This window comes from Sphaerotilus montanus (genome assembly GCF_013410775.1).
Classification (GTDB): Bacteria; Pseudomonadota; Gammaproteobacteria; order Burkholderiales; family Burkholderiaceae_C; genus Sphaerotilus; species Sphaerotilus montanus.
The window spans coordinates 2,344,124-2,367,875 of the sequence record NZ_JACCFH010000001.1; the positions used below are offsets into that span (position 1 = coordinate 2,344,124).

Annotated in this window: 27 protein-coding genes; 13 read left to right on the forward strand and 14 right to left on the reverse strand. The window is 67.8% G+C overall.

What is annotated here, in order from left to right:
- The first annotated feature begins 1 nt into the window (after position 1).
- Positions 2-1,795, forward strand: coding sequence for a putative bifunctional diguanylate cyclase/phosphodiesterase (locus BDD16_RS10555; protein WP_179633911.1), 1,794 nt, complete (start codon positions 2-4; stop codon positions 1,793-1,795).
- Here the strand turns inward: BDD16_RS10555 and BDD16_RS10560 are convergent.
- On the reverse strand, positions 1,770-2,105 hold the full coding sequence (locus BDD16_RS10560; RefSeq protein ID WP_179633912.1) for a rhodanese-like domain-containing protein: 336 nt from the start codon (positions 2,103-2,105) through the stop codon (positions 1,770-1,772). The two genes, BDD16_RS10555 and BDD16_RS10560, sit on opposite strands and share 26 nt — an antisense overlap.
- A gap of 110 nt (positions 2,106-2,215) precedes the next feature.
- Here BDD16_RS10560 and BDD16_RS10565 point away from each other — a divergent pair, with 110 nt between their 5' ends.
- From BDD16_RS10565 to soxB, 9 genes are all read left to right on the forward strand, one after another.
- Positions 2,216-3,286, forward strand: coding sequence for an MBL fold metallo-hydrolase (locus BDD16_RS10565; RefSeq protein WP_179633913.1), 1,071 nt, complete (start codon positions 2,216-2,218; stop codon positions 3,284-3,286).
- Positions 3,287-3,442: 156 nt separating this feature from the next.
- Positions 3,443-3,745, forward strand: a complete 303-nt coding sequence (locus tag BDD16_RS10570; protein ID WP_179633914.1) for an ArsR/SmtB family transcription factor — start codon at positions 3,443-3,445, stop codon at positions 3,743-3,745.
- Between the two features lie 14 nt (positions 3,746-3,759).
- Entirely contained in the window at positions 3,760-5,142 is a 1,383-nt protein-coding gene (gene soxC, locus BDD16_RS10575) for a sulfite dehydrogenase (protein ID WP_310732827.1), read from the forward strand.
- Positions 5,126-6,202 carry a c-type cytochrome gene (locus BDD16_RS10580; protein WP_179633915.1) on the forward strand — a complete coding sequence of 359 codons (1,077 nt, stop codon included), beginning with the start codon at positions 5,126-5,128 and terminating at the stop codon, positions 6,200-6,202. Before soxC ends, BDD16_RS10580 begins: the two co-directional genes overlap by 17 nt.
- A gap of 41 nt (positions 6,203-6,243) precedes the next feature.
- Positions 6,244-6,702: a thiosulfate oxidation carrier protein SoxY gene (gene soxY, locus BDD16_RS10585; RefSeq protein WP_179633916.1), complete on the forward strand. Its 459-nt coding sequence runs from the start codon at positions 6,244-6,246 to the stop codon at positions 6,700-6,702.
- Positions 6,703-6,738: 36 nt separating this feature from the next.
- Positions 6,739-7,050, forward strand: a complete 312-nt coding sequence (soxZ, locus tag BDD16_RS10590) for a thiosulfate oxidation carrier complex protein SoxZ (protein WP_179633917.1) — start codon at positions 6,739-6,741, stop codon at positions 7,048-7,050.
- 106 nt (positions 7,051-7,156) lie between these two features.
- On the forward strand, positions 7,157-7,954 hold the full coding sequence (gene soxA / locus BDD16_RS10595; RefSeq protein WP_179633918.1) for a sulfur oxidation c-type cytochrome SoxA: 798 nt from the start codon (positions 7,157-7,159) through the stop codon (positions 7,952-7,954).
- A 16-nt stretch (positions 7,955-7,970) separates the two neighbouring features.
- Complete coding sequence (gene soxX, locus BDD16_RS10600) at positions 7,971-8,624, forward strand: sulfur oxidation c-type cytochrome SoxX (protein ID WP_179633919.1); 654 nt, start codon at positions 7,971-7,973, stop codon at positions 8,622-8,624.
- Positions 8,625-8,630: 6 nt separating this feature from the next.
- Positions 8,631-10,361, forward strand: a complete 1,731-nt coding sequence (gene soxB, locus BDD16_RS10605; protein WP_179633920.1) for a thiosulfohydrolase SoxB — start codon at positions 8,631-8,633, stop codon at positions 10,359-10,361.
- Positions 10,362-10,400: 39 nt separating this feature from the next.
- Here the strand turns inward: soxB and BDD16_RS10610 are convergent, their stop codons facing one another.
- The 9 genes from BDD16_RS10610 to cydP all read right to left on the reverse strand — a co-directional run bounded on the left by BDD16_RS10610 (position 10,401) and on the right by cydP (position 16,487).
- Positions 10,401-11,261, reverse strand: a complete 861-nt coding sequence (locus BDD16_RS10610; RefSeq protein WP_246332514.1) for an alpha/beta hydrolase family protein — start codon at positions 11,259-11,261, stop codon at positions 10,401-10,403.
- Positions 11,262-11,316: 55 nt separating this feature from the next.
- Positions 11,317-11,730, reverse strand: a complete 414-nt coding sequence (locus BDD16_RS10615) for a DsrE family protein (RefSeq protein ID WP_179633922.1) — start codon at positions 11,728-11,730, stop codon at positions 11,317-11,319.
- Between the two features lie 256 nt (positions 11,731-11,986).
- The gene (locus tag BDD16_RS10620) at positions 11,987-12,427 is read right to left on the reverse strand and encodes a group II truncated hemoglobin (protein ID WP_179633923.1); all 441 of its coding nucleotides are present in this window, start codon (positions 12,425-12,427) and stop codon (positions 11,987-11,989) included.
- An 11-nt stretch (positions 12,428-12,438) separates the two neighbouring features.
- A complete protein-coding gene (locus BDD16_RS10625) occupies positions 12,439-13,122 on the reverse strand; it encodes an MBL fold metallo-hydrolase (protein WP_179633924.1) in 684 nt (227 codons plus the stop codon).
- Between the two features lie 3 nt (positions 13,123-13,125).
- Positions 13,126-13,395 (reverse strand): cyd operon YbgE family protein, encoded by a 270-nt coding sequence (locus BDD16_RS10630; RefSeq protein WP_179633925.1) that lies wholly within the window; start codon positions 13,393-13,395, stop codon positions 13,126-13,128.
- 32 nt (positions 13,396-13,427) lie between these two features.
- On the reverse strand, positions 13,428-13,556 hold the full coding sequence (gene cydX, locus BDD16_RS10635; RefSeq protein ID WP_179633926.1) for a cytochrome bd-I oxidase subunit CydX: 129 nt from the start codon (positions 13,554-13,556) through the stop codon (positions 13,428-13,430).
- Between the two features lie 41 nt (positions 13,557-13,597).
- Positions 13,598-14,740 carry a cytochrome d ubiquinol oxidase subunit II gene (gene cydB / locus BDD16_RS10640; RefSeq protein WP_179633927.1) on the reverse strand — a complete coding sequence of 381 codons (1,143 nt, stop codon included), beginning with the start codon at positions 14,738-14,740 and terminating at the stop codon, positions 13,598-13,600.
- A gap of 17 nt (positions 14,741-14,757) precedes the next feature.
- Positions 14,758-16,314 (reverse strand): cytochrome ubiquinol oxidase subunit I, encoded by a 1,557-nt coding sequence (locus BDD16_RS10645; RefSeq protein ID WP_179633928.1) that lies wholly within the window; start codon positions 16,312-16,314, stop codon positions 14,758-14,760.
- Positions 16,311-16,487, reverse strand: coding sequence for a cytochrome oxidase putative small subunit CydP (gene cydP / locus BDD16_RS10650; RefSeq protein ID WP_179633929.1), 177 nt, complete (start codon positions 16,485-16,487; stop codon positions 16,311-16,313). Before cydP ends, BDD16_RS10645 begins: the two co-directional genes overlap by 4 nt.
- A gap of 204 nt (positions 16,488-16,691) precedes the next feature.
- Between cydP and BDD16_RS10655 the strand changes: the two genes are divergently transcribed.
- Both BDD16_RS10655 and BDD16_RS10660 read left to right on the forward strand, forming a co-directional pair.
- Positions 16,692-18,044, forward strand: a complete 1,353-nt coding sequence (locus BDD16_RS10655; RefSeq protein ID WP_179633930.1) for a sigma-54 interaction domain-containing protein — start codon at positions 16,692-16,694, stop codon at positions 18,042-18,044.
- 119 nt (positions 18,045-18,163) lie between these two features.
- Entirely contained in the window at positions 18,164-18,562 is a 399-nt protein-coding gene (locus tag BDD16_RS10660; protein ID WP_246332515.1) for a DsrE family protein, read from the forward strand.
- On the opposite strand, the gene BDD16_RS10665 is transcribed toward BDD16_RS10660, so the two are convergent.
- From BDD16_RS10665 to BDD16_RS10680, 4 genes are all read right to left on the reverse strand, one after another.
- Positions 18,552-20,105, reverse strand: coding sequence for a methyl-accepting chemotaxis protein (locus BDD16_RS10665; protein WP_246332516.1), 1,554 nt, complete (start codon positions 20,103-20,105; stop codon positions 18,552-18,554). The genes BDD16_RS10660 and BDD16_RS10665 overlap by 11 nt on opposite strands.
- 96 nt (positions 20,106-20,201) lie before the next feature.
- Positions 20,202-21,323, reverse strand: a complete 1,122-nt coding sequence (locus BDD16_RS10670) for a YeeE/YedE family protein (RefSeq protein WP_179633931.1) — start codon at positions 21,321-21,323, stop codon at positions 20,202-20,204.
- Positions 21,324-21,418: 95 nt separating this feature from the next.
- Positions 21,419-22,696: an NAD(P)/FAD-dependent oxidoreductase gene (locus BDD16_RS10675; RefSeq protein WP_179633932.1), complete on the reverse strand. Its 1,278-nt coding sequence runs from the start codon at positions 22,694-22,696 to the stop codon at positions 21,419-21,421.
- Positions 22,697-22,714: 18 nt separating this feature from the next.
- A complete protein-coding gene (locus BDD16_RS10680; RefSeq protein ID WP_179633933.1) occupies positions 22,715-23,050 on the reverse strand; it encodes a c-type cytochrome in 336 nt (111 codons plus the stop codon).
- A gap of 101 nt (positions 23,051-23,151) precedes the next feature.
- Here BDD16_RS10680 and BDD16_RS10685 point away from each other — a divergent pair, with 101 nt between their 5' ends.
- Positions 23,152-23,673, forward strand: a complete 522-nt coding sequence (locus BDD16_RS10685; RefSeq protein ID WP_179633934.1) for a TlpA disulfide reductase family protein — start codon at positions 23,152-23,154, stop codon at positions 23,671-23,673.
- Positions 23,674-23,752 lie beyond the last annotated feature (79 nt).

Sequence of the window (23,752 nt, forward strand, 5' to 3'; positions counted from 1 at the left end):
CATGTCTGCACCACAAACGTCCGCTCCGCTCGCTCCGTCCGAACCGGTCCATCCGTCCCAGCCGACGCTGTCGGACGTGACCATCATGATGGTCGATGACGAACCGATGATGACCGACGTCGCCCAGGCCTATCTGGAGGACGCCGGCTACACCCGCTTCGTCGCGGTCCACGAGCCGCTGCAGGCGATGGAGACCGCCCGCGCGCAGCGGCCGGGGCTGATCCTGCTCGACCTGATGATGCCGGAGCTGAACGGCTTCGACCTGCTGCGCCTGATCCGCCTGGACGAGCGGCTGCGCTACACGCCGGTGATCGTGCTGACGGCGGCCAGCGACCCGGCCAGCAAGCTGCGCGCGCTGGAGCTGGGCGCGACCGAGTTCCTCTCCAAGCCGGTGGACGCCAGCGAGCTGAAGATCCGCGTGCGCAACAGCCTGGCCTTCAAGGTCTACCAGGACCGGCTCGCCAACGACGACCCGCTCACCGGCCTGCCGAACCGGCGTGTCTTCGTCGAGCAGCTCAAGGCGGGGCTGGTGCGCGCCCGCTACAGCCACGGCACGCTGGCGCTGCTGCACCTCAACCTCGACCGCTTCCGCCAGATCAACGACACCCTGGGCCACGGCACGGGCGATCTGCTGCTGGTGGCCGTGGCCGAGCGGCTGCGCCAGACCACCCGCTCCACCCACAGCCTGCTCGGCCAGCGCCTGGGGGATGCACCCTTCCTGGCGCGGCTCGGGGGCGACGAATTCGCGCTGCTGATGCCCGACATTCCGTCGCCCGAAGCGGCCAGCCGGGTGGCGCGCCAGGTGCTGGACGCCTTGTCGCGCTCCTTCCATGTCGATGGCCAGGATGTCTACCTGACGCCCAGCATCGGCATCTCGATCTTCCCCGACGACGGCGCCGACGACGCCTCGCTGCTGCGCACGGCGGGCGTGGCGATGCAGCACGTCAAGGCCAGCGGGCGCAACGGCGTCGAGTTCTACAGCGAGAAGATCAACACCGTCTCGGTGGAGCGGCTGCTGCTGGAGACGCAGCTGCGCGGCGCCATCGAGCGCGGCGAGCTGGTGCTGCACTACCAGCCCAAGGTCGATCTGCGCACCGGCCACATCGTCGGTGCCGAGGCGCTGCTGCGCTGGCAGCACCCGACGCTGGGCCTGGTGGCGCCGGGGCGCTTCATCCCGATCGCGGAGGAGTGCGGGCTGATCGTCGAGATCGGCGAATGGGTGATCCAGCGCGCCTGCGCGCAGCTGGCGCAGTGGCGGGCCGAGCACCGGCTGGCGGTGCGCGTGGCGGTGAACGTGGCGCGGCACAGCGTGGTGTCCGGCACGCTGCTCGACACCACGCGCGACGCGCTGCAGCGCCACCGTGTGCCGGCCAGGCAGCTCATCCTCGAACTCACCGAGAGCATGCTGATGGACCGCGTCGAGACCACCGCGGCCAAGCTGCATGCGCTGCGGGCGCTAGGGGTGGAGCTGTCGATCGACGACTTCGGCACCGGCTACTCCTCGATGAGCTACCTCAAGCAGTTCCCAGTGCAGGAACTCAAGATCGACCGCTCCTTCGTCAAGGGCACGCCCGACGACCGCACCGACACCGCCATCGTGCGGGCGCTGGTGGTGCTGGGCCACAGCCTGGGCATGCGCGTGGTGGCCGAAGGCGTGGAGACCGAGGAGCAGCGCGTCGCCATGCAGACGCTGCGCTGCGACTGCTACCAGGGCTTCCTGTGCAGCCCGGCACTCCCCGCCGCCGACTTCATCCAGAAGGTCCGCGAGGTCAACGGCCAGCCGGCCCGCGCCTGATCGGCCGGCCGAGCTGCATCGACAGGACGCCCACGCCGCCACCGTTGCGGACCTGCGTGTAGCCCAGCTGCTGCAGCAGCTGGCAGGCCATGCCCGAGCGCATGCCCGACTGGCAGTACAGCAGCAGCGGGGTCGCCGGATCCGGCACGGCGCGGGCGATGGTCTGCGCGAGCTGGTCCAGCGGCAGGCTGAGCGCGCCGTCGATGTGGCCGCCCGCGAATTCGCCCTCGCTGCGCACATCGATCAGCTGTTCGGTGGCCGGCACGGTGGCAGCGGTGGAGGTGGGGGGAGTGCGGTTGAACCAGCCCATGGGCAACTTTCTCGTGTTGTGCGGCAGGAAGGTGAACGCCATAATATCAGCCAATAACGATATTTAGATGGATCCCGACGCCGGGGTTCAGCCCTTCGCCGGAGACTTCGATGACCCTGCCTCAGCCACCTGCGCCGCGTCCCGCTGCACCTTCGAACGCCACGGTGGCCAGCCGCCGGATGGCCTTGCGTCGCCTGGGACTGGGGGCGGGCGCCCTCGGCCTGGGGCTGGTGGCGGGGCCGGAGGGCGCGCTGTTCGCGGCCCAGGTCGGTGACTTCCTGGTCGGCCCGCCCGTGGCCGACGTCGCGCCCCGCCAGCTCGGCCCGCATGTCTGGCTGGTCTACGCCCGCGACGGCTTCCCGACCCCCGAGAACCGCGGCCTGATGGCCAGCATCGTCTTCGTCGTCACGTCGGCCGGGGTGGTCGTGCTGGACTCGGGCGCTTCGCTGCAGATCGGCGAGATGGCGATCCGCATGATCCGCACCGTGACGCCGAAGCCGGTGGTTGCCGTCTTCAACAGCCACTACCACGGGGACCACTGGCTGGGCAACCACGCCTTCGCCCGTGCATTCGGGGCTGACCTGCCCATTCATGCGCTGCCGCACACGATCGAGCAGATCCGCGGCACCGAGGGCAGCACCTGGCGCTCGCTGATGGAGCGCTGGACCAACCAGGCCACCGCGGGCACCGAGGTGGTGGTGCCGAACCGCCCGGTCACGCCCGGCGAGCGCCTGCGCTTCGGCGACGTGACGCTGGTGATGCACCACCACGGCACGGCGCACACCCCGTCCGACCTGTGCGTGCAGGTGGTCGAGGACGGCATCACCCACGTCGGCGACATCGCGATGACCAACCGCATCGCCAACCTCGACGACGGTTCCTACCCGGGCACCTTCCGCTACTACGCGGCGATGCAGGCGGTCACCGGCCCGCAGTTCTGGGTCCCCGGGCATGGCGAGCCGGCACGCGACCTGCTCGACACCTACGGCCGCTTCCTGTCCGGCATCTGGGAGCCCTGCGTGCAGGCGGTCAAGGACGGGCGCGACGAGGCTGCCGCCAAGGCCATGGTGCTGCGCGACCCACGCGTGGCCGCCCGTGCGAAGACGATGGCGGGGTTCGACAGCAACATCGGCAAGTACGTCAGCCTGGCCTATCTGGAGGCGGAGAAAGACGCTTTCTGAGGGTCTGCGCATTGATCCAGATCATGTCGCTCGCGGCATGAAAGCGTCGTTCCCGGGGTGACCCCCGTGTTTTCACCAAGGCCCGAGTCCGGCAAACTCCATAACATCCGTCTGTGCTTATATCTAAATAGTCAAACAGACTGCAGGACGGATCTTGTGAGTGCTTCCGGTACTTCCGACAGCGATCGGGTCTTCGAGTTGGCAGCCGAGCTGTTCGGGCTGCTCTCGGCGCCCATCCGGTTGCGCATCGTCTGCGAGTTGCTGGATGGCGAACAGAACGTCGGCCAGCTGACCGAGCGGGTCGGGGCCAGCCAGCCCAACCTGTCGCAGCACCTGGCCACGCTGTACCGCTGCGGCATCCTGGCCCGGCGACGGGTGGGGGCCCAGGTCTGGTACCGGATTGCCAATGACCGCGTGCAGGTGCTCTGCGAGGCCGTGCGTGACGGTTCAAAGATTTGAAGAGGAGCTTTTTCGTGTCCAGCGATCCATCCCATCCGTCCGGGCGCCTGATCAAGGCCCCGGAAAACTTCCTGGATCCGGCCGGTGTGCGCACCGTCTTCCAGGAGGCCAAGGCCGGCCGGCGTGATTTCATCCGCCGCGCCTTTGCCGGTGCCGCCGCCGCGGGCGCCGCGCCGCTGGCGATGGCGCAAGCCAACCCGGTGCCGACCGAGGGCGGTGACCCGAACATCCTGAACCTGCCCGCGCACAGCACCGGCCTGGGGCAGGGCGTGGCCGCCAACAACGGCTACGGCGTGCCGTCGCAGTTCGAGCGCAACGTCCAGCGCCGCCAGAGCCCGGGCCTGACGCAGACCACGCAGGCCTCGGTGTCGTTCGCGCCGCTGCAGTCGCTGTTCGGCATCGTCACGCCCAGCGGCCTGCACTTCGAGCGCCACCACCAGGGCTGGTGGGACATCGACCCGAGCAAGCACCGCCTGATGCTCAACGGCTCGGACCCGTCGCTGATGAAGTCGCCCAAGGTCTTCACGATGGACGAGATCATGCGGCTGCCGTCGGTGTCGCGCTTCCACTTCATCGAGTGCGGCGCGAACACGGCGGTCGAGTGGGGCAACGTCGCGGTGCCGACGGTGCAGTACACGCACGGCATGGTGAGCTGCAGCGAGTTCACCGGCGTGCCGCTGAAGATCCTGTTCGACCTGTGCGGCGTGGACTACAAGAAGGCGCGCTACGTGCTGGGCGAGGGCGCCGACGGCTCCTCCATGACCCGCACCATCCCGATGGAACTGGTCGAGTCGGGCGAGGTCTTCGTCGCCTACGGGCAGAACGGCGAGATGCTGCGCCCCGAGAACGGCTACCCGCTGCGGCTGGTCGTGCCGGGCATCCAGGGCGTGAGCTGGGTCAAGTACCTGCGGCGCATCGAGGTGGGCGACCAGCCCTACGGCGCCAAGGACGAGGCCGTCCACTACATGGACCTGATGCCCGGCGGTCTGCACCGGCAGTACACCAACCTGCAGGAGTGCAAGAGCGTGGTGACGACGCCCTCGGGCGGCCAGGTGCTGCTCGACAAGGGCTTCTACAACATCACCGGGCTGGCCTGGTCGGGCAAGGGCCGGATCAAGAAGGTCGATGTCTCGGTGGACGGCGGCCGCAACTGGCGACCTGCTCGTCTCGAAGGGCCGGTGCAGAACAAGTCGCTGACCCGCTTCAACCTCGACTGGGTCTGGGACGGCAAGCCCGCGCTCATCCAGAGCCGCGCCACCGACGACACCGGCTATGTGCAGCCGTCCTACCGGCAACTGCGGGCCGTGCGCGGCACGCGCTCGATCTACCACAACAACGCCGTCCAGACCTGGCTGGTGCAGGAAAGCGGGGAGGTGAAGAATGTCCAGCTCTCGTGATGGGGTCCGTCTGATCGCCGCCGCGGCACTGGCGCTGCTGTCCGGCGCCGTGCTGGCGCAGTCCGCGCTGCCCGGCATCGGTCGTCCGGCCACGCCCAAGGAAATCGCCGCCTGGGACATCGATGTGCGGCCCGACTTCAAGGGCCTGCCCAAGGGGTCGGGCTCGGTCGCGATGGGCCAGGACGTGTGGGAGGGCAAGTGCGCCCACTGCCACGGCGTGTTCGGCGAGTCCAACGAGGTCTTCAGCCCGCTGGTCGGCGGCACCACGGCCGAGGACATCAAGACCGGCCGTGTCGCCAAGCTGACCGACACGTCCTATCCCGGCCGCACGACGCTGATGAAGGTCTCCACCGTCTCGACGCTGTGGGACTACATCAACCGCGCGATGCCGTGGACGCAGCCGAAGTCGCTCAAGGCTGACGAGGTCTACGCGGTGACGGCCTACCTGCTCAACATGGGTGGCGTGCTGCCGGACAACTACGTGATGTCCGACAAGAACATCGCCGAGGTCCAGGCCCGCATGCCCAACCGCAACGGCATGACGCTCGACCACGGGATGTGGCCGGGCAAGGCGATGAAGACCGGGGGCCAGCCGGACGTGAAAGCCGTGGCCTGCATGGCGGACTGCGCGACCGAGCCCAAGGTCGCATCCTTCCTGCCGGACTTCGCCCGCAATGCCCACGGGAACCTGGCCGAGCAGAACCGCCTGGTCGGCGCCCAGCGCGGCGCGGACACGACGCGGCCGGCGGGCGCTGGTGCGGCGGCTGCCGCAGCGGCAGTCACGGCTCCGGCCGTGGCCAAGGCGCCGGATGTCACGGCTTTGCTGTCGCAGTACAGTTGTACCGCCTGCCATGCCGTGGACAGCAAGCTGGTCGGCCCCTCCTTCCGCGAGATCGCCGGCAAGCACGGCAGCCGCACCGATGGCGTGGCCTACCTGGCCGGCAAGATCAAGTCGGGCGGCAGTGGCGTGTGGGGACCCATCCCGATGCCACCCCAGACCCTGTCCGATGCCGAGGCCCGCACGATCGGCCAATGGCTGGTCGATGGTGCCAAGAAATGATGACCTCTCTGAACTGTCTGAATCCACCTAGGAGTTCCACGATGCAAACCCGTCGCGAAATGCTCAGCCGCAGTGCTGGCGTGGCCGCCATGCTGGCCGGTCTGGGCCTGCTGCCCGCCGTGGCGCAGGCGGAGTACGCCGCCGCTGCCTTCGAGGCCAAGACCATGGCCGAGCTGACCAAGGCCCTGGGCATCTCCACACCCGTGGAGAGCAAGGACGTCACGATCACCGGCCCGGACATCGCCGAGAACGGCGCCGTCGTGCCGCTGGGCTGCTCGACCGCGCTGCCCGGCGTGAAGCGGATGCTGATCCTGGTGGAGAAGAACCCGTCGATGCTGTGCGCGGCCTTCGATGTCACCGATGCGGTCGAAGCGAACTTCAACACCCGCGTGAAGATGGGCCAGTCGTCCAACGTGATGGCCGTGGCGGTCATGAACGACGGCAAGGTGCTGTTCGCCCAGAAGGAAGTCAAGGTCACCCTCGGTGGCTGCGGCGGCTGATCCGGCCGCCCCCAACACGCAAAGAAGGAGCAGAACATGGCAGATCCGATGCGCATCCGCGCACAAGTCTCCGGCGACAAGGCCACCGTCCGTGTGCTGATGAGCCACGAAATGGAAACCGGCCAGCGCAAGGACGCCGCCGGCAAGGTCATCCCCGCCTGGTTCATCCAGGAGGTCACCGCCGCGCTCAACGGCAAGACGGTCATGACCGCGCAGTGGGGGCCTTCGGTGTCGAAGAATCCCTTCCTGCAGTTCAACATCAAGGGTGCCAAGGCCGGTGACAAGGTCGCGGTGTCCTGGGTGGACAACAAGGGTGACAAGCGCACCGACGAAGCGACGGTGAGCTGAACACACCTCGCCGCACCCGCGTGCCCACCTCCTGATCCCCTGATTCGGCCTCCGGCAACCCCGGGGGCCGACGCCGTTGGGTCAACCTGTCCGGACCGAGGAGACCATGAAAAAAGCCACCCTCGCCAGCGCCTTGCTGGCCTGTGCCCTGCCGCTGATGGCGCAGGAAAAATCCGCTGCCGACGGCATCGCCGAATACCGCGCGATGCTGGCCGACGGCAACCCGTCCGAGCTGTTCGAGGCCAAGGGCGAAGCGCTCTGGGCCCAGAAACGTGGCCCGAAGAATGCGAGCCTGGCGCAGTGCGACCTGGGCAAGGGGCCGGGCGTGGTCAAGGGCGTGTTCGTCACGCTGCCGCGCTTCTTCAAGGACACCGGCCGGGTGCAGGACCTGGAGTCGCGCCTGGTGACCTGCATGGAGACGCTGCAGGGCTTCAACGGTGCCGAGATTGCCAGGACCCCGTTCGGCAAGGGCGAGCAGAACAACGTCACCGCGCTGGCGACCTGGATCGCGGCCGAGTCGAAGGGCCTGCGCTTCGCCCTGCCGCAGGAACACGCGCAGGAACAGCGCATGTACGCGATCGGCCAGCGGGCGTTCTTCTACCGCGGTGGCCCGCACGACTTCAGTTGCGCGAGCTGCCATGGCGAGGAGGGCAAGCGCATCCGCCTGCAGGACCTGCCGCAGCTCACGAAGAACCCCGGCGACGGCGTCGGCTTCGCGGCGTGGCCGGCCTACCGGGTCAGCAACGGCCAGATGTGGAGCATGCAGCTGCGCCTGAACGACTGTTTTCGCCAGCAGCGCTTTCCCTATCCCGGGTTCGGCTCCGAGCTGACGATCGCGCTGGCGACCTACATGGGGGTCAACGCCAAGGGGGCCGAGTCGGTGGCGCCCGCCATCAAGCGCTGAGCGGAAGGAACACAGCATGAAGACGTTCAAGAAGATGGCGCTCGCGGCGGTGGCCGTGGCGGTGGCGGGGATCACCGTGGGCTGCGCGACCGGGCCGACCGCCGAGGAACTCGACCGCGACGCGGTGGCGGTGATCCGCAGCGCGTTCCGCGACGAAGGGCTGGTCAAGGTGGACCGGCTGAACCAGGATTTCGCCAATGAAGCCTGCTCGAAAGCGCAGGGCAAGGACCTGCCGGCGGACGTGACCAGGGCCATCGAGGCGGCCAACCTCAAGACCATCAAGGCGCCGAGCGATGGCCAGTACCTCGGCGACTGGAAGCAGGGCGAGGCCATCGCCCAGAGCGGCCGCGGGCTCACCTACACCGATGACGCCAGGACGGTCAACGGCGGCAACTGCTACAACTGCCACCAGATCGACAAGAAGGAAATCTCCTTCGGCACGATCGGTCCGAGCCTCTACAACTACGGCAAGCTGCGCGGCGTCACCGACCCGGCGAGCCCCGATTCCAGGCCGATCGTCGAGTACACCTGGGGCAAGCTGTGGAACGCCCGGGCCTACAACGCCTGTTCGCACATGCCGCGTGTCGGCCACATGGGCATCCTGAACGAGGCGCAGATCCGCCACGTGATGGCGCTGCTGCTCGACCCGAAGTCGCCCGTCAACCAGTGAAGATCCATGAGTCTCTCCAAACGCGAATTCATGCAGGTGCTCGGCGCCGCCTCCGTGGCGGGCATGGGTCTGGGTCGCTACGCGGATGCCGATGCGGCGACGGCGCAGCAGGGCCTCTATGACCTGCCGACCTTCGGCAACGTCAGCTTCCTGCACATGACCGACTGCCATGCGCAGTTGAAGCCGATCCACTTCCGCGAGCCGAGCGTCAACCTGGGGCTCGGCTCGATGCAGGGCAAGCTGCCGCACCTCGTCGGCGAGCACCTGCTCAAGCACATCGGCGTGCGCCCCGGCACCGCGCTGTCGCACGGCTACACCTTCCTCGATTTCGAGAAGGCCGCCCGCCGCTACGGCAAGGTCGGCGGTTTCGCGCACATGGCCACGCTGGTCAAGCAGTTGAAGGCCAGCCGCCCCGGCGCGCTGCTGCTCGATGGTGGCGACACCTGGCAAGGCTCGGCCACCTCGCTGTGGACCAACGCGCAGGACATGGTCGACGCCTGCAAGCTGCTCGGCGTGGACGTGATGACCGGCCACTGGGAGTTCACCTACGGCATGGAGCGCGTCAAGGAGATCGTCGAGAAGGACTTCAAGGGCAAGCTCGACTTCGTGGCGCAGAACGTCAAGACCAACGACTTCGGCGACCAGGTCTTCAAGCCCTACGTGATCCGCGAGATCAACGGCGTGCCCTGCGCCATCATCGGCCAGGCGTTTCCCTACACGCCGATCGCCAACCCGCGCTACATGGTCGCCGACTGGGCCTTCGGCATCCAGGACGAGAACATGCAGGCGATGGTGGACGAGGCCCGCGGCAAGGGCGCGCAGGTCGTCGTCGTGCTCAGCCACAACGGCATGGACGTGGACCTGAAGATGGCCAGCCGCGTGCGCGGCATCGACGCGATCTTCGGCGGCCACACCCACGACGGCGTGCCGGTGGCGGTGCCGGTGAGCAATGCGGGCGGCAAGACATTGGTGACCAACGCCGGCTCGAACACCAAGTTCCTCGGCGTGATGGACTTCGACGTGAAGGGCGGCAAGGTGGTGGACTTCCGCTACCGGCTGCTGCCGATCTTCGCCAACCAGCTGAAGGCGGATCCGGCGATGGACGCGCTGATCACCAAGGTCCGCGCGCCGTACGAGGCCAAACTGTCGGAGAAGCTCGGCGTCACCGACGGGCTGCTGTACCGCCGTGGCAACTTCAACGGCTCGTGGGACCAGCTGATCTGTGATGCGCTGATGGAGGTGCAGGGCGCCGAGATCGCGTTCTCGCCGGGCTTCCGCTGGGGCACGACGCTGCTGCCGGGCGACGTCATCACGCGCGAGCTGATGATGGACCAGCTTGCCATCACCTACCCCTACGCCACCGTCACGCAGATGAGCGGCGAGATGCTCAAGACGGTGCTCGAAGACGTGGCGGACAACCTGTTCAACCCCGATCCCTACTACCAGCAGGGCGGCGACATGGTGCGCGTGGGCGGGCTGCAGTACACGATGACGCCCGGCGAGAAGGCCGGCAACCGCATCAGCGACATGCGCCTGAAGGGCAAGGCGGTCGAGGCCGGCAAGAGCTACAACGTCGCCGGCTGGGCGCCGGTGTCCGAGGACGCGGCCAAGGCGGGCAACAAGCCGGTGTGGGATGTCGTCGAGACCTGGCTGAAGGGGCAGGGCGGGCGGGTCAAGGCGCGTACCGTCAACACGCCGAAGCTGGTGGGTGTGGCCGGCAATCCGGGACTTGCCTAGCCGTGCCGTGTCAAGGGTGGCGGTGAGTCGGGCGCGACATCATGTCGCGCCGGCCTGAAGGTGCGTGCTGAGGAAACGCACGAGCTGGTCGGTGTAGGGCTGCAGGGACACGCGCAGGTCATGGTCCCCGTCGACGACCAGCAGTTCACCTTGACGCAGCAACGCACGCAAGCGGTGTGCGTCCGACAGTGGCACGGTCTGGTCCCGGGCTCCGTGGACCAGCAGCACCGGGCAGTCGATGCCGGGTATCTGGTGTTCGGGCGCGATGTGATCGAAGCGCTCGCCGATCACGTGCTGCACGTGTTCCAGGATCGCCGTGCCGATCCTGTGCCGGGGGATGTGGTGCTCCTGCAGCCACCGCTCCATCACCTCGCGAGGGTTGGCAAACGCCGAGAGGCTGACGAGGGCCTGGACGCCTCCATGGCGTGCCGTGTGCAGCAGTACGGCAGCTGCCCCGACAGAGTGTCCGAGCAACGCGACCCGCCCGGTGTCGATGGCGGGCACGCCGCGCAGCGTGTGCAGCACCGCCGCGAGATCCTCGGCGAAACGCGGGAGCGAGCTGAACTCCTCGGCCGCGCTGAGGCCGTGGCTGGCAGCGTCGAACAGCATCACCGCAACGCCTGCGCATACCAGGGGTTCGACCAGGGACGACAGTGTGGATGCGTTGGCGCCCCAGCCGTGGACGGCCACGACCACAGGCACCGGATGCCCGGTGCTGGCCGCTGGCGGCAAAGCCAGCCAGGCCGCCAGCCGTTGCCCGCGGCTGCCGCAGACTTGCAAGACCGACAGTCGATGTCCATCGGTGCTGCCGTCTGTCCAGCCCGGTGTGTGCGGCAGCCTGGGGGGACGCAGCCCGCGCAGCAGCAGTCGATGCAGGACCGCGCGCAGTGGATGCGTCAAGAGGGACGGTGTCCTGTGTCGCCAGGATGCCATGGCAGCAGGCCCGTGACCAGGTTCAGAAGGCCAGCGTGTTGACGCCGGGCTTGAGCAGGTGCGCGGCCACTTCGGCCGGCTTGGCTGGCGTGACGCCGTCGATCAGATCGCTGGCCTGCTTGCCGGTGTTGGGCAGGTAGAGGGCGCAGACCTCGACCTTGGCCCCTGCCTTGATCACCCCCTGCAGCATCTGCTGCGGTGTCACGTTGCGCGGCTTGAGCGTCGGCATCTCCTTGCCGACGAGCGCGATGTCGCCCGCTGCGTCACACAGCAGTACACGCACCGGGGCCTTCTGCTCCAGGGCCTGACCTGCCAGCACGAGCCCGGCGCCCTGGGCCATGGCGTTGCCGGAATGGATGTTGACAAACAGTTCTTCCGCCTGCACCGCCACAGCGGTAGACAGGAGGGCGGCGGCGATGAGCAGTGATTTTTTCATGATGAGGGACTCCATTGATCGAGGGTTGAGGATGGGTGAGGGCGAATATCTGGAAGGCGGTGACCAGCTTGCCGTTGGCGGATCACGGGGCCATCGGTTCTGCAGCCAGCACGGCGCTGACCATGTCGTTCACGGGTTTTTCGGGCGTGTTGATCGCGCAGGCTCAGTACAGGCATGGCAGAGCCGGCGGCCAGCGCACAGCACAAGGCGGTCAGGGCGGTGGCCCAGAAGGTCCGGCTGCGGGTCGAGCGATGCGTCATCGCGGGCACCCCACGGCGTGGCTGGTGTCACGGGTGTTGACCATGTGCTGGGCCATGTCGGAGAAGGCCCGCTCGATCGCGTCATGCAGCGCCGGGTCGGTCACCTGCTCCGCGAGCGCCTGGCGCATGCACAGCATCCATTCGTCGCGCTCCACGGGGCCGATGGCATAGGGGGCATGCCGCATGCGCAGCCGGGGGTGGCCGCGCTCGCGGATGTACAGCGGTGGTCCGCCGAACCAGCCGCTCAGGTACTTGAACAGGCTGTCGGCGCTGCCCGCCAGACTGTCGGGATGCAGGCGCCGCACGGTGAAGGCTTCGGGCAACTCGTCCATGAGCGTGTAGAAGCGGTCCACCAGCGCGTGGATCGCCGGAGCGCCGCCCAGACGGGTGTAGACGCTGTCGGTGGCGACCGTGGTGTCATCCAGGGTGTCGGTCATGGTGTGGGTTTTCAGGTTCTGCATTCGGGATGCCCGAGGGGGGGGCTGGCCACCGACATCACGCGTACCCGGGCCAGGAACTCGTCGCGTGTGGCGCCCCCGAACCAGGGATGCCAGCGCCGCTGTTCGAGCACGCTGGAGACGGTGCGGGCCCGCTGGGCGTGGCCGGTGAACAGCAGCGTTTCGTCGGGCCGTCGGAAGACCTTGTTCATCACGCTGTCCCACAACGACTCCGGCAGGGCCGGGCGCGGCTGGAAGGGGCAGGCGTCCACGGCCAGCAGCCCGCCGCAGAACAGCCGGTCCCGCCACAGGTAGCTCAGACAGCCGGCGGTGTGCCCCGGGGTCTGCAGCACCTGGATGTGTTCGTTGCCAAAGGTCAGGACGGCGTGCGCGGGCTCGGTGGTGGCGTTGCGGGTCCGGGTTCGAGTTCGGGTCTGCGAAGGCGGGGGCAGGCCATGCTGGATGCGAGGGGCACCGAGTGCTTCCAGTGCCACGACTTCGCCCTTCAATACGTCGTCGTGCTCATGGGTGCGCAGCAGCCAGCGCAGGCGCAGGCGGTGTTCGTCGAGCATGGCCCTCAGCAGGGGCACATCGGCGCCGCGCGGGTCGACCAGCACGGCCTCGCCAGCGTCCAGATCGCCCAGCAGATAGCTCACCGCGCCACTGCGTTCGTCGTGCAGGATCCGGAAATACATGGGTCACCCCTTCAGCATGGCGGCCAGCAGCAGCGCGGCAGCACAGGACCAGCCCGAGAAGAACACCCGCCAGATCCACCGCTGCGGCACGAAGCCCACGCCCCGGACGAACCCGGCGCTCATGGCCCAGAACAGGGCCATGGCGAGCGGGTGGTCGGCCTTGCCGGTCGCATCGGCCATCAGCGGGGGATACAGCGTGCCGACCACCATGATCAGCAGCGCCACGGCCAGGCTGGGCAGGTGCGTGCCCGGCGGCTGTGGGGGTGGTGTCATGGGGGGGACCAGGGCGGGCGACGTGTCCACGGTCACCGTCTCCAGGCGGCCGAGCGCTCGGCGGCGTCGGCCCGGCCGCTCTCGTTCTCACCCCACAGCGCGTTCATGATGGCCAGCAGGACGGCAAAGCCGACGCCGAGCATCCAGGCGAAATACCACATGGTTGATGTCCTTCCGGTGGGTTGCAATGTCGTCGGCAATGTCAGTAGGCGGTGTGTTCGTTGGCGCGGATGTGCGCCAGCGTGACCTTGCCGCGCATCACGCGGTAAGCCCACGAGGTGTAGAACACGATCAGCGGCATGAAGATCAGCGTGGCCCAGAACATCAGGCCCAGCGTCAGGTGGCTGGAGGCGCTGTCCCACACCGTCAGGCTGGCGTTCGGCTGGGTCGAGGACGGCATGACAAACGGGAACATCGCCGCACCCGCGGTGCCGATGACCCCCACGATGGCCAGCGCGGACGCCACGAAGGCGCTGAGCGTGTGGCGCGCGGCCACCAGCGCCGCCGCGATCAGCGCCCCGGCGATGCCCAGCAACGGCAACGACCAGAGCAGCGGCTGCGCACGGTAGTTGCGCCACCAGGCGTCGGCGCTGCGCGCCACGGTCTTGGCCAGCGGGTCCGGCAGCGCGCCAGGATCGATGGCCGAGGTGATGACATAACCCTCGATGCTCCCGAACTTCAGCCACAGCCCGGCGCCGATGAAAGCCACCACCATCAGCCCCGCCGCACCCACCGCCCCCCACACGGCGCGCTGCTGGATCGCACCCTCGGTGCGGTGCGCCAGGTACATGCCGCCGTGCATCGTGATCATCGCGCTGCTCACCACGCCCGCCAGCAGCGCGAACGGGTTGAGCAGTTGCCAGAACGTGCCGGTGTAGGTGCTGATGAGGTAGTCGTCGAAGCCGAACGGCACGCCCTGCAGCAGGTTGCCGAATGCCACGCCGAAGATCAACGGCGGCACGGCCCCACCGATGAACAGGCCCCAGTCCCAGGTGCTGCGCCAGGTGGCGTTGTGGACCTTGCTCCGGTAGTCGAAGCCGACCGGCCGGAAGAACAGCGCCCACAGCACCGCCAGCATCGCCCAGTAGAAGCCGCTGAAGGCGGTGGCGTAGACCAGGGGCCAGGCCGCGAAGATGGCGCCGCCGCCGGTGATGAACCAGACCTGGTTGCCGTCCCAGTGCGGGCCCACGGTGTTGATGACGACGCGGCGTTCGTCGTCGCCCTGGCCGACAAACGGCAGCAGCGTGCCCACGCCCATGTCGTGGCCGTCCATGATGGCGAAGCCGACGAGCAGCACGCCCACCAGCAGCCACCAGAGGATCTTGAGGGTCGGGTAGTCGATCATGTCGTGTCTCGTTGGCTTCAGGCGTGCGCCGGTTCGAACTGGTAGCGGCCGGTGCCGAGCGAACCCGGGCCCTGGCGCGCGAACTTCTGCATCAGGTAGACCTCGACGACCAGCAGCACGGTGTAGAAGCCGATGAACCCGGCCAGCGAGCCATACAGGCTGTTCACGCTGAGCGTGGAGACGCTCATGTGCGTGGGCAGCACGCCGTAGATGGTCCAGGGCTGGCGGCCGTACTCGGCCACCACCCAGCCCAGCTCGCAGGCGATCCACGGCGCCGGCAGCATCAGCACCGCAGCGCGCAGCAGCCAGGGCCGCGTCTGGAACTCGCCCTTCAGCGTGGCCCAGAAACTCAGGCCGAACAGCAGCAGCATCGCGAAGCCCAGCCCGACCATGATCCGGAAGCTCCAGAACATCGGCGTCACGCGCGGCACGGTGTCGTGCATGGCCTGGTCGATCATCGCGGGGGTGGCCTGGCGCACGTCGGTGGTGTATTTCTTCAGCAGCAGGCCGAAGCCGAGGTCGCCCTTGGTCGCTTCGAGCACGCGCTTGGCGACCACGTCGTCGCGGTGTTTGCGCAGCGTCTCCAGCGCGATCACCGCGGTGATGCCGTTGACGATGCGTTCTCGGTTCTTCGCCTTGATCTCGTGGATGCCGGGGATCTGCTTGGTCACCGAACGGGTGCCGATCAGGCCCATCACCCACGGGATCTCGACCGCCCAGTCGTTCTTCTGCTCAGCCTCGTTGATGCCCGCGATGACGTTGAAGCTGGCGGGTGCGGGCTCGGTTTCCCACATGGCCTCGATGGCGGCCAGCTTGGTCTGCTGGGCCTCGCCCACGGTGTAGCCGCTTTCGTCACCGAGCACGATGACGCTCAGCACGCTGGCCAGACCGAAGGCCGACGCCACGCGGAAGCTGCGCTTGGCGAACTCGATGTCGCGGCCCCGGAGCAGGTACCAGCTCGACACCGACAGCACGAACATCGCCCCCGTCACGTAGCCCGCCGACACGGTATGCACGAACTTGGCCTGTGCATCCGGGTTGAACACCACGGCCCAGAAGTCCGTCATCTCCATGCGCATGGTCTGGTAGCTGAACTCCGCGCCCACCGGGTTCTGCATCCAGCCATTGGCGATCAGGATCCACAGCGCGCTCAGGTTGGTGCCGACCGCCATCAGCACGGTCACCATCAGGTGCTGGGTCTGTTTCAGCCGGTCCCAGCCGAAGAAGAACAGGCCGATGAAGGTGGACTCCAGGAAGAAGGCCATCAGCCCTTCGATCGCCAGCGGGGCGCCGAAGATGTCGCCCACGTAGTGCGAGTAGTAGGCCCAGTTGGTGCCGAACTGGAACTCCAGCGTGATGCCGGTGGTGACGCCGAGCGCGAAGTTGATGCCGAAGAGCTTGCCCCAGAAGCGGGTCATGTCCTTCCAGATGACCAGGCCGGTCATCACGTAGACGCTCTCCATGATGACCAGCAGCCACACCATGCCCAGCGTGAGCGGCACGAACAGGAAGTGGTACATCGCCGTGGCCGCAAACTGCAGCCTCGACAGGTCGACGAGTTGTTCTGAAATCAAGGTTGATCTCCGCTGGTGGCGACAGGGGCGCTCAGGTGAGCCGCAGCCACGTCGACATCGACGCTGACCCGCTCATCCCGCACGAAGGCCGCCCACAACCCGACCAGCACCACCAGCTTCAGGCCGATGGCGATGGCGAGATGGCGGACCAGACGGTCTTGGGGCGTATTCATACCCCAGTACGTATCAAGAGGCGTGCCACCGCCCGGATGCGGAAAAAATCCTTCTGAAACAAGGTCTTGCGAGAAGGCTACGACTGGCCCCGCCAACATGGCAGATTCATCAACTGCCATGTTGGCGTAATGCTGCCAATATGGCAGTAGACTGTTCAGCCCAATCCCGGTGTCGGGATCCCTTTCCGCTGTGGAGCGTCAACTGTGGCCACTGTCCTGCCTGAACTGGTGTCGTATCTGGAGGGGCTGCCAGAGCCGCACATCCTGTTTGACCGGCAATACCGGATCGTCGCGGCCAACGCCGCCTATCGGCGCCAGTTCAGCCCGCGGGGCTCGGTGATCGGGCGCACCTGCTACGAGGTGTCCCACCATTTCAGCGTGCCGTGCGACCAGGCGGGCGAAAGCTGTCCGCTGGCCCGCTCGCGCGAGACCGGGCAGCGCGAGCGTGTGCTGCACCTGCACCACACGCCGCAGGGCGAGTCCTACGTCAACATCGAACTGGTGCCACTGCGCGAAGTCGGTGGCGAACTGGCGTACTTCATCGAGAAGATGGAACCCTTGCGCGTGGCGCAAGGCCAGCCGGCCGCCCAGGGGCTGATCGGACGCGCGCCGGCCTTTCAGCGGATGCTGGAGTTGGTGTCACGGGTCGGGCCGTCGCAGGCCAGCGTGCTGCTGCTGGGGGAGTCGGGCACGGGCAAGGAACTGGTCGCCCAGGCGGTCCACGAAGCCAGCCTGCGCGCGGCCAAGGCACTGGTGGTGGTGGACTGCGCCAGCCTGCCCGAGACGCTGTTCGAGAGCGAACTCTTCGGCCACGAACGTGGGGCCTTCACCGGGGCCAACCACAGCAAGCCCGGATTGGTGGAAGCGGCCAGTGGCGGCACCTTGTTCCTGGACGAGGTGGGAGACATCCCGCTGCTGATGCAGGTGAAACTGTTGCGGCTGCTGGAGAGCGGCACCTACCGCCGCGTGGGCAGCACGGAGCTGCGGCATGCCGATGTGCGGGTGGTGTCCGCGACACACCGGCACCTGCGGGCGATGGTGGCCGACGGGCGGTTCCGTGAGGATCTGTACTACCGGCTGAGCACCTTCCCGATCGCGCTGCCGCCGCTGCGGGAGCGGGTCGAGGACATTCCCCTGCTGGCCGTCGCCTTGCTGGCGCGGGTGACCCCTGATCGCCGGATGGCGCTGTCCGCGGATGCGCTTGCGCTGCTGCAACGCTGTCCGTTTCCGGGGAATGTGCGTGAACTGCGCAATGTGCTGGAGCGCGCAGCACTGCTGGCTGATGGGGTCTGCATCGAGGCCGTTCACGTGGAGCGCGCTCTTGACACCGAGGATCCCCACGCTGGCCGGGAGCTGTGGTCCGCCGAGTCGAGTCACCCGGCGCCAGCTTCCGCATCGGGTATGTCATTGCGCTGCGTGGAGCGTGCGGCCTTGCGGGCGCAACTCCAGACCCACCGTGGCAGCCGGGCGGAACTGGCCCGCAAACTTGGCATCAGCGAGCGGTCGCTGTATCGGAAGTTGCGTGACATGGACTCGGCGGATCCGCCTGGTCCATGACGGCGCAGCCTCTGCAGGACGGGTAGAAGAGGTATACGCTGTTGGCCACGGTCAGCCGTGTGATCACGGGGCCGGACCCATCTCAACCGAGGGCTTGTTCGATGATGAAACTTCGTTCGATGCTGCTTTCTGTCGTGCTATCGCTCGCCAGCCTGGCTGCGAGCGCGCAGGACAAGGTCGTTTACCACGTCAGCGACGCCGCCACGCAGGCGCTGGCGGCGCTGCGCAACGTCCGCAACCACCTCGACACCGACCCCACCGCGAAAATCACCGTGGTCACCCACGCCGCCGGGGTCGATTTCCTGATGGAGGGTGCCAAGGACCGCACCGACGTGTCGTACGACGCCCTGGTGTCGGCGCTGAAGAACCGCGGTGTGGCCTTCGAGGTCTGCGAGATCACGCTCAAGAACCGGGGGCTCAAGCGCGAGCAGTTCATCCAGGAGGCCGACTTCACGCCGTCCGGTGTCGTCCGGCTGACGAAGCTGCAGCTCCAGGGCCACGCCTACATCAAGCCCTGACCAGGCCGGCGCTGCTGCCCAGCCGGAAGACCGACATCGCGCCGACCAGCTGCTGGGCCTGCTCTTTCAGCAGGTCCGCGGCGGCAGCGCTCTGCTCGATCATCGCGGCGTTCTGCTGCGTCACCGAGTCCATCTGGGTCACCGCCTGACCGACCTGGCTGACGCCCTGGCTCTGCTCGGCGCTGGCGGTGCTGATCTCGGCCATGATCTGGTTCACCCGCTGGATGGAGGTGACGATCTGCTCCATCGTGCGGCTGGCCTCCTCGACGAGCGTGCTGCCCTGCCGCACCTGCTCGACGCTGCCGGTGACCAGCACCTTGATCTCCTTGGCGGCGCTGGCGCTGCGGTGCGCGAGGTTGCGCACCTCGGTGGCCACGACCGCGAAGCCGCGTCCCTGCTCGCCCGCACGGGCGGCCTCCACGGCGGCATTGAGCGCCAGGATGTTGGTCTGGAAGGCGATCCCGTCGATCACCGAGATGATGTCGGTGATCCGGGTCGAGCTGGCGTTGATGCCCTGCATGCGCTCGGAAACCTGCGCCATGACCGCGCCGCCCTTGCCCGCGATGTCGCAGGCCCCCTGCGCGAGCTGGTTCGCCTGCTGGGCGTTGTCGGCGTTGTGGCGCACGGTCGTGCCGAGCTGCTCCATCGTGGCGGAGGTCTGCTCCAGCGCGCTGGCCTGGTCCTCGGTGCGGCGGCTCAGGTCGTTGTTGCTCTGCGCGATCTGTACGCTGGCGCTGGCGACCTGCTCGGCGCTGCACTGCACACCGTGCACGATGCGGCCCAGGCTGGACTGGATCTGCTGGATCGCCTGCAGCAGCTGGATGGACTCGTCGCTGCCCTCCGGCTGGATCAGGTCGGTGAGATTGCCCCCGGCGAGCTGGTGGGCCGCATCGACTGCCTGCGTGATCGGGCGGGTCATGCGCCGCGCGAGCCAGAACGCGGCCAGCATCATGGCCATGGCGGCGCCCACCAGCGCGGCCATGACGATCCAGCGTGTGCGTTCGAGGCTGTCTGCGGCGTGCGTCCTGAACTGGTCGCCCGCCTGCTCGATGCTGCTCGACAGGGCCGCCATCTTCGGTTCGAGTGCGCTGAAGCTCGCCTGCAGCCCGGCGGAGGCTGCCGCGGCGGCCTGCGGATCGGACTTGGCGACGGCCATCATCTGGTTTGCCGCTTCGATGTACTGCTCGACCATGGGTTGCGCCTGCTTCAGCGCGGCCTGGCTGGCCGGATCGATGGACAGTGTCCCCAGCCTGGACATGGTGTCCCGGAAGATCTGTGCGTGTTCCGTCAGACCCTTTTCGGCTTGCCCGATCGGGCCCGGGTCGTTGCGCAAGGCACCGATCAGCGCGAGCTGGGCGTCGCCGCGGATGGCGTCGTGCATCATGTCCGCCTGCTGGCTGGCCTGCAGCGCCATGCCCGCCACGACCGAGGCATCCAGCTCCTGACCCAGTCGGGCATTGGACAGCAGGCCCATCCCGCCCACCATGGCAGCCAGAGCGGTGCCGGCCAGGCCGAAGGTGATGATCTGGGTGCGCATTTTCATGGGGATACTCCTGCAGGGAGCCCGCATGGTGGCGCGATTGCCGGCCGTCCGTTCCCGAAAAGACGGTGCGAAATCCGGCCTTCCTTTGCGCGCTTCTCAGGGCCTTGCGTAGCTCGCGCTCAGCTCGGGATCCCCGTGCGGGCTCATCGGCGGGACGGGCCGCTTCGCCTCTTCCGGCTGATCGAGCAGCCGGTCGGTCAGCATCGCCGCGCCCCACATGGCCGATAGCGTGACCCACGAGGTCAGCGTGAACACCGCTGCCCCCGACACGCCCGCGCCGACCGCGCAGCCGCCGGCGAGCATCCCTCCGAAGCCCATCAGCATGGCTCCGACGATGTAGCGGCGCATCGCCTGTCCGCCCTGGAAACCTTCCAGTTTCAGTTCGCGCCACAGCAGCGCCGACAGGAAGGCCCCCACCGCCACACCCGGCACCAGCCCGAGGTCGAACTTCAGCGGCTGTCCCGGCGGCGAGAGCACCAGCATCAGCGTGTCCGCGGCCGGGCCGGTGAAGGACAGGCTTTGCACGGGCACGATCAGGTCAAAGACCTGACGCGACATCGCCCAGGTCAACAGCCAGGCGCCCGCGACCATCACGCCCACGCCGACCGCCCCGAACCAGCTCCAGAAGCGCACCCGCTGCCGCCGCGCCCAGACCAGTGCCGCCACCAGCCACACCGCGCCGAACAGCAGTCCGCCGAGGTGGCCGGCGCCGGTCAGCGCCAGGAGGTCGCGCGAGGCACCACCCTCGACCGTCCACCAGCCGGCGATCGCCGTGCGCAGCGGCGACAGCAGGCCGGACAAGGCGGACTGCGCCGTCACCGCGAACACGAGACCCGACAGCAGCGCCCGCAGGTTGCCCTGCGCCGCCAGCACCAGCAGCCGGCTGGAGCAGCCGCGTGCCAGGATCATCCCGGCGCCGAACATCGCGCCACCGATCACCGCACCCGACAGGCTGCCCCGCCCGGCGAGCTGCCGCGCCCCGCTGACGTCCAGCCAGCCGAGCTGGATGAAGGTCTGCGTCAGCAGCACCGCGGTGGAGAAGGTGAACAGCCAGACGGTGAGCTTGCCCTCCTGCGTGCCGCGGGAGAACTCGATCACCGCCGAGCGCAGGCAGAAGCGCGCACGGTGTGCGAAGAAGCCGAACAGCAGCCCGATCACCGTGCCGGCCAGCGTCACGGTCCACATCTCGCCCAGCCGGGCCATGAGCGATTCCAGCATCGCCGTCTCCTGATGACCATCGTTGATGGCTGATATAAGAGGGCGATGATGCAGTCCGGGGCGCAGGCCGGACTTGATGTGGGTCAGCTCCGGCCTCAGGTGAGCATGTCGGCCCAGATGTTCTTCGCCCAGGCGTCGGCGTAGCGGCCTTCCAGATCGGAGCGCACGTCCGACACCCCGCCCGAGCCGCCGATGGTGAAGAAGCTCTTCTTCGGCGCCTGGTACTCGTGGACGCTGGCGACGTGGATCACGTGGGCGTCATCGACGAAGCTCATGCAGACATTGGTCAGCATCGGGTGCGGGTTGACTTCCAGGCCCTGCAGCTCGGCGACGATGGCGGCGGCGGTGACCTTGGCGTGCGAGTTGGCCATGTGGCCGGACTTGGGCATGCCCTGGGCGATCTGGATCGCGTCGCCGATGATGTGGATGTCCTTGGCCGCAGTGGACTCGAAGTTCAGGAAGTTGACGTGGCACCAGCGGGCGTTGGCGTTCGCCAGCCCGGTGTTCACCGCCAGCGCTCCGGCGCGCATCACCGGCAGCACGTTCAGCACGTCCGCCTTCACGTCGTCCTGCACCTCGAACTTCACGGTGCGCGTCTTCGCATCGACGCCGATCGCCTTGTGCTGCGGCCGGTACTCGACCATCCCGCCGTACAGCTCCGCCCAGGCCTTCTTGAACAGCGGTCCCTTGGAGGTCACGTCCGGGTTGCCGTCGAGGATCAGCACCTTGGACTTCGGCTTGGCCTTCTTGAAGTAGGCGGCGATGACGCTGGCGCGCTCGTACGGGCCGGGCGGGCAGCGGTAGGGCGCTTCGGGGATGGTGATCGCGTAGGTGCCACCGTCGCGCATGGCTTCGAGCTGCTGGCGCAGCGCCACCGTCTCGGCGCCGGCCTTCCAGGCGTGCAGGATCTGGCCGGCCTCGTGCGCAGCCTTCAGGCCTTCGGTCTGGTCCCACATGAAGTCGATGCCGGGCGACATCACGAGCTTGTCGTACTGCACGACGGTGCCGCCCGCCAGCGTCGCGGTCTTCTTCACCGCGTCCACGGACGTCACCATGTCGTGGACGATGCGCACGCCGTGCTTGTCGCTCAGGCCGTTGTACGGGTTGGTGATGTCGGCCATCTTGCGCTGGCCGCCGATCACCAGGTTCGACACCGGGCACGACACGAACTGCCGGTTCGGCTCGACCATCATCACGTCGATGGTGTAGTCGGACAGCAGGCGGATGTACTTCGAGGCGGTCGTGCCGCCGTAACCGCCGCCGATGACCAGCACCCTGGCTTTCGATGCCGAGGTGCCGCCGAGCGATGCACAGCCGGCCAAGCCGAGCGTTCCGCCCGCGATCAGGCCCTGGAGGAGATGTCTGCGTTGCATGGTGTGGGGCTCCTCGGCTTACTTCAGGGCGGCGAAATACTTCGCCAGCGCTTCGAGCTGCTCCTGGGAGTAGCCCTTGGTGATCTGGTGCATGATCGTTGCCTTGCGCTCGCCCGAACGGAAGGCCATCAGCTGGGACAGGATGTAGTCCTGCGGCAGACCGGCCAGGCGGATCAGCGCCTCCCCCTCGACGGCATGGCCATCCGTGCCGTGGCACTGGGCACACGTGGCGGCCAGCGAACGCAGGCGCAGGCGGTCCTGGTCTTTGGCCTGGGCCACGGAGGCACTCATCAGACTGGCGCTGCACAGCAGCGCGCCGGTCAGCCAGCGGGTGGCGGCGGTCGGTCGGGGCATGGAACACTCTCCTCGGGACAATGGCTTCAACGGTGTAGTGTCTTTAATATCATTGAATGCTGATGTAGTATTTTCCCGGGTTTCCTCGAAGGGCAACAAACGTGAAGACTGGTCCGCGCATCTCCCTGGGTCGGCGTCGTGCCGCGGCATGGACCTGCGCGCTGCCCTGGGTGCTCGGCGTGCGGCGGGTGCAGGCGGCGCCGACGGTGATCGGCCAGTCGGTGCCATGGCCGACGATCCGCCTGCTGGACGGGCGCACGGTGGTCGCCGAACAGCTGCGGGGCCGGGCGCTGGTGGTGACCTTCTTCGCCACCGACTGCGGGTACTGCCAGCGCCACAACCAGCGGCTGGACCGGCTCGCGCGCACCAGCGGCGCGTTGCCGCTGACGGTGCTCGGCGCGGCGCTCGACCGCGACGTGGTGCCGGTCGAGGCCTATCTGGCACGCCAGGGCTACACCTTCCCGGTGACGATGGACGCCGCGCCGCTGCGGGCCGTGCTCACCGCGCGGCGCAGTTACCCGCTGACCTGCGTGATCGACCGGCAGGGCGTGCTGCGCGAGGTGATCCCGGGCGAGATGGCGGAAGACGACGTGATGGGGCTCGCGAAGTGGGCCACGACCTGAACTGCTGATCAACGTCGGCACAACGGCTGATCCCGGATGGTACCGACGCGCTCATGATGGGCCGTTCCGGAAGGAGCTG

Coding starts and splice junctions, on each gene's coding strand:
- BDD16_RS10555 (WP_179633911.1), top strand. CDS start 2: ATGTCTGCACCACAAACGTCCGCTCCGCTCGCTCCGTCCGAACCGGTC.
- BDD16_RS10560 (WP_179633912.1), bottom strand. CDS start 2,105: ATGGGCTGGTTCAACCGCACTCCCCCCACCTCCACCGCTGCCACCGTG.
- BDD16_RS10565 (WP_179633913.1), top strand. CDS start 2,216: ATGACCCTGCCTCAGCCACCTGCGCCGCGTCCCGCTGCACCTTCGAAC.
- BDD16_RS10580 (WP_179633915.1), top strand. CDS start 5,126: ATGTCCAGCTCTCGTGATGGGGTCCGTCTGATCGCCGCCGCGGCACTG.
- soxY (WP_179633916.1), top strand. CDS start 6,244: ATGCAAACCCGTCGCGAAATGCTCAGCCGCAGTGCTGGCGTGGCCGCC.
- soxZ (WP_179633917.1), top strand. CDS start 6,739: ATGGCAGATCCGATGCGCATCCGCGCACAAGTCTCCGGCGACAAGGCC.
- soxA (WP_179633918.1), top strand. CDS start 7,157: ATGAAAAAAGCCACCCTCGCCAGCGCCTTGCTGGCCTGTGCCCTGCCG.
- soxX (WP_179633919.1), top strand. CDS start 7,971: ATGAAGACGTTCAAGAAGATGGCGCTCGCGGCGGTGGCCGTGGCGGTG.
- soxB (WP_179633920.1), top strand. CDS start 8,631: ATGAGTCTCTCCAAACGCGAATTCATGCAGGTGCTCGGCGCCGCCTCC.
- BDD16_RS10615 (WP_179633922.1), bottom strand. CDS start 11,730: ATGAAAAAATCACTGCTCATCGCCGCCGCCCTCCTGTCTACCGCTGTG.
- BDD16_RS10620 (WP_179633923.1), bottom strand. CDS start 12,427: ATGACCGACACCCTGGATGACACCACGGTCGCCACCGACAGCGTCTAC.
- BDD16_RS10625 (WP_179633924.1), bottom strand. CDS start 13,122: ATGTATTTCCGGATCCTGCACGACGAACGCAGTGGCGCGGTGAGCTAT.
- BDD16_RS10630 (WP_179633925.1), bottom strand. CDS start 13,395: ATGACACCACCCCCACAGCCGCCGGGCACGCACCTGCCCAGCCTGGCC.
- cydX (WP_179633926.1), bottom strand. CDS start 13,556: ATGTGGTATTTCGCCTGGATGCTCGGCGTCGGCTTTGCCGTCCTGCTG.
- cydB (WP_179633927.1), bottom strand. CDS start 14,740: ATGATCGACTACCCGACCCTCAAGATCCTCTGGTGGCTGCTGGTGGGC.
- cydP (WP_179633929.1), bottom strand. CDS start 16,487: ATGAATACGCCCCAAGACCGTCTGGTCCGCCATCTCGCCATCGCCATC.
- BDD16_RS10660 (WP_246332515.1), top strand. CDS start 18,164: ATGCTGCTTTCTGTCGTGCTATCGCTCGCCAGCCTGGCTGCGAGCGCG.
- BDD16_RS10665 (WP_246332516.1), bottom strand. CDS start 20,105: ATGAAAATGCGCACCCAGATCATCACCTTCGGCCTGGCCGGCACCGCT.
- BDD16_RS10670 (WP_179633931.1), bottom strand. CDS start 21,323: ATGCTGGAATCGCTCATGGCCCGGCTGGGCGAGATGTGGACCGTGACG.
- BDD16_RS10675 (WP_179633932.1), bottom strand. CDS start 22,696: ATGCAACGCAGACATCTCCTCCAGGGCCTGATCGCGGGCGGAACGCTC.
- BDD16_RS10680 (WP_179633933.1), bottom strand. CDS start 23,050: ATGCCCCGACCGACCGCCGCCACCCGCTGGCTGACCGGCGCGCTGCTG.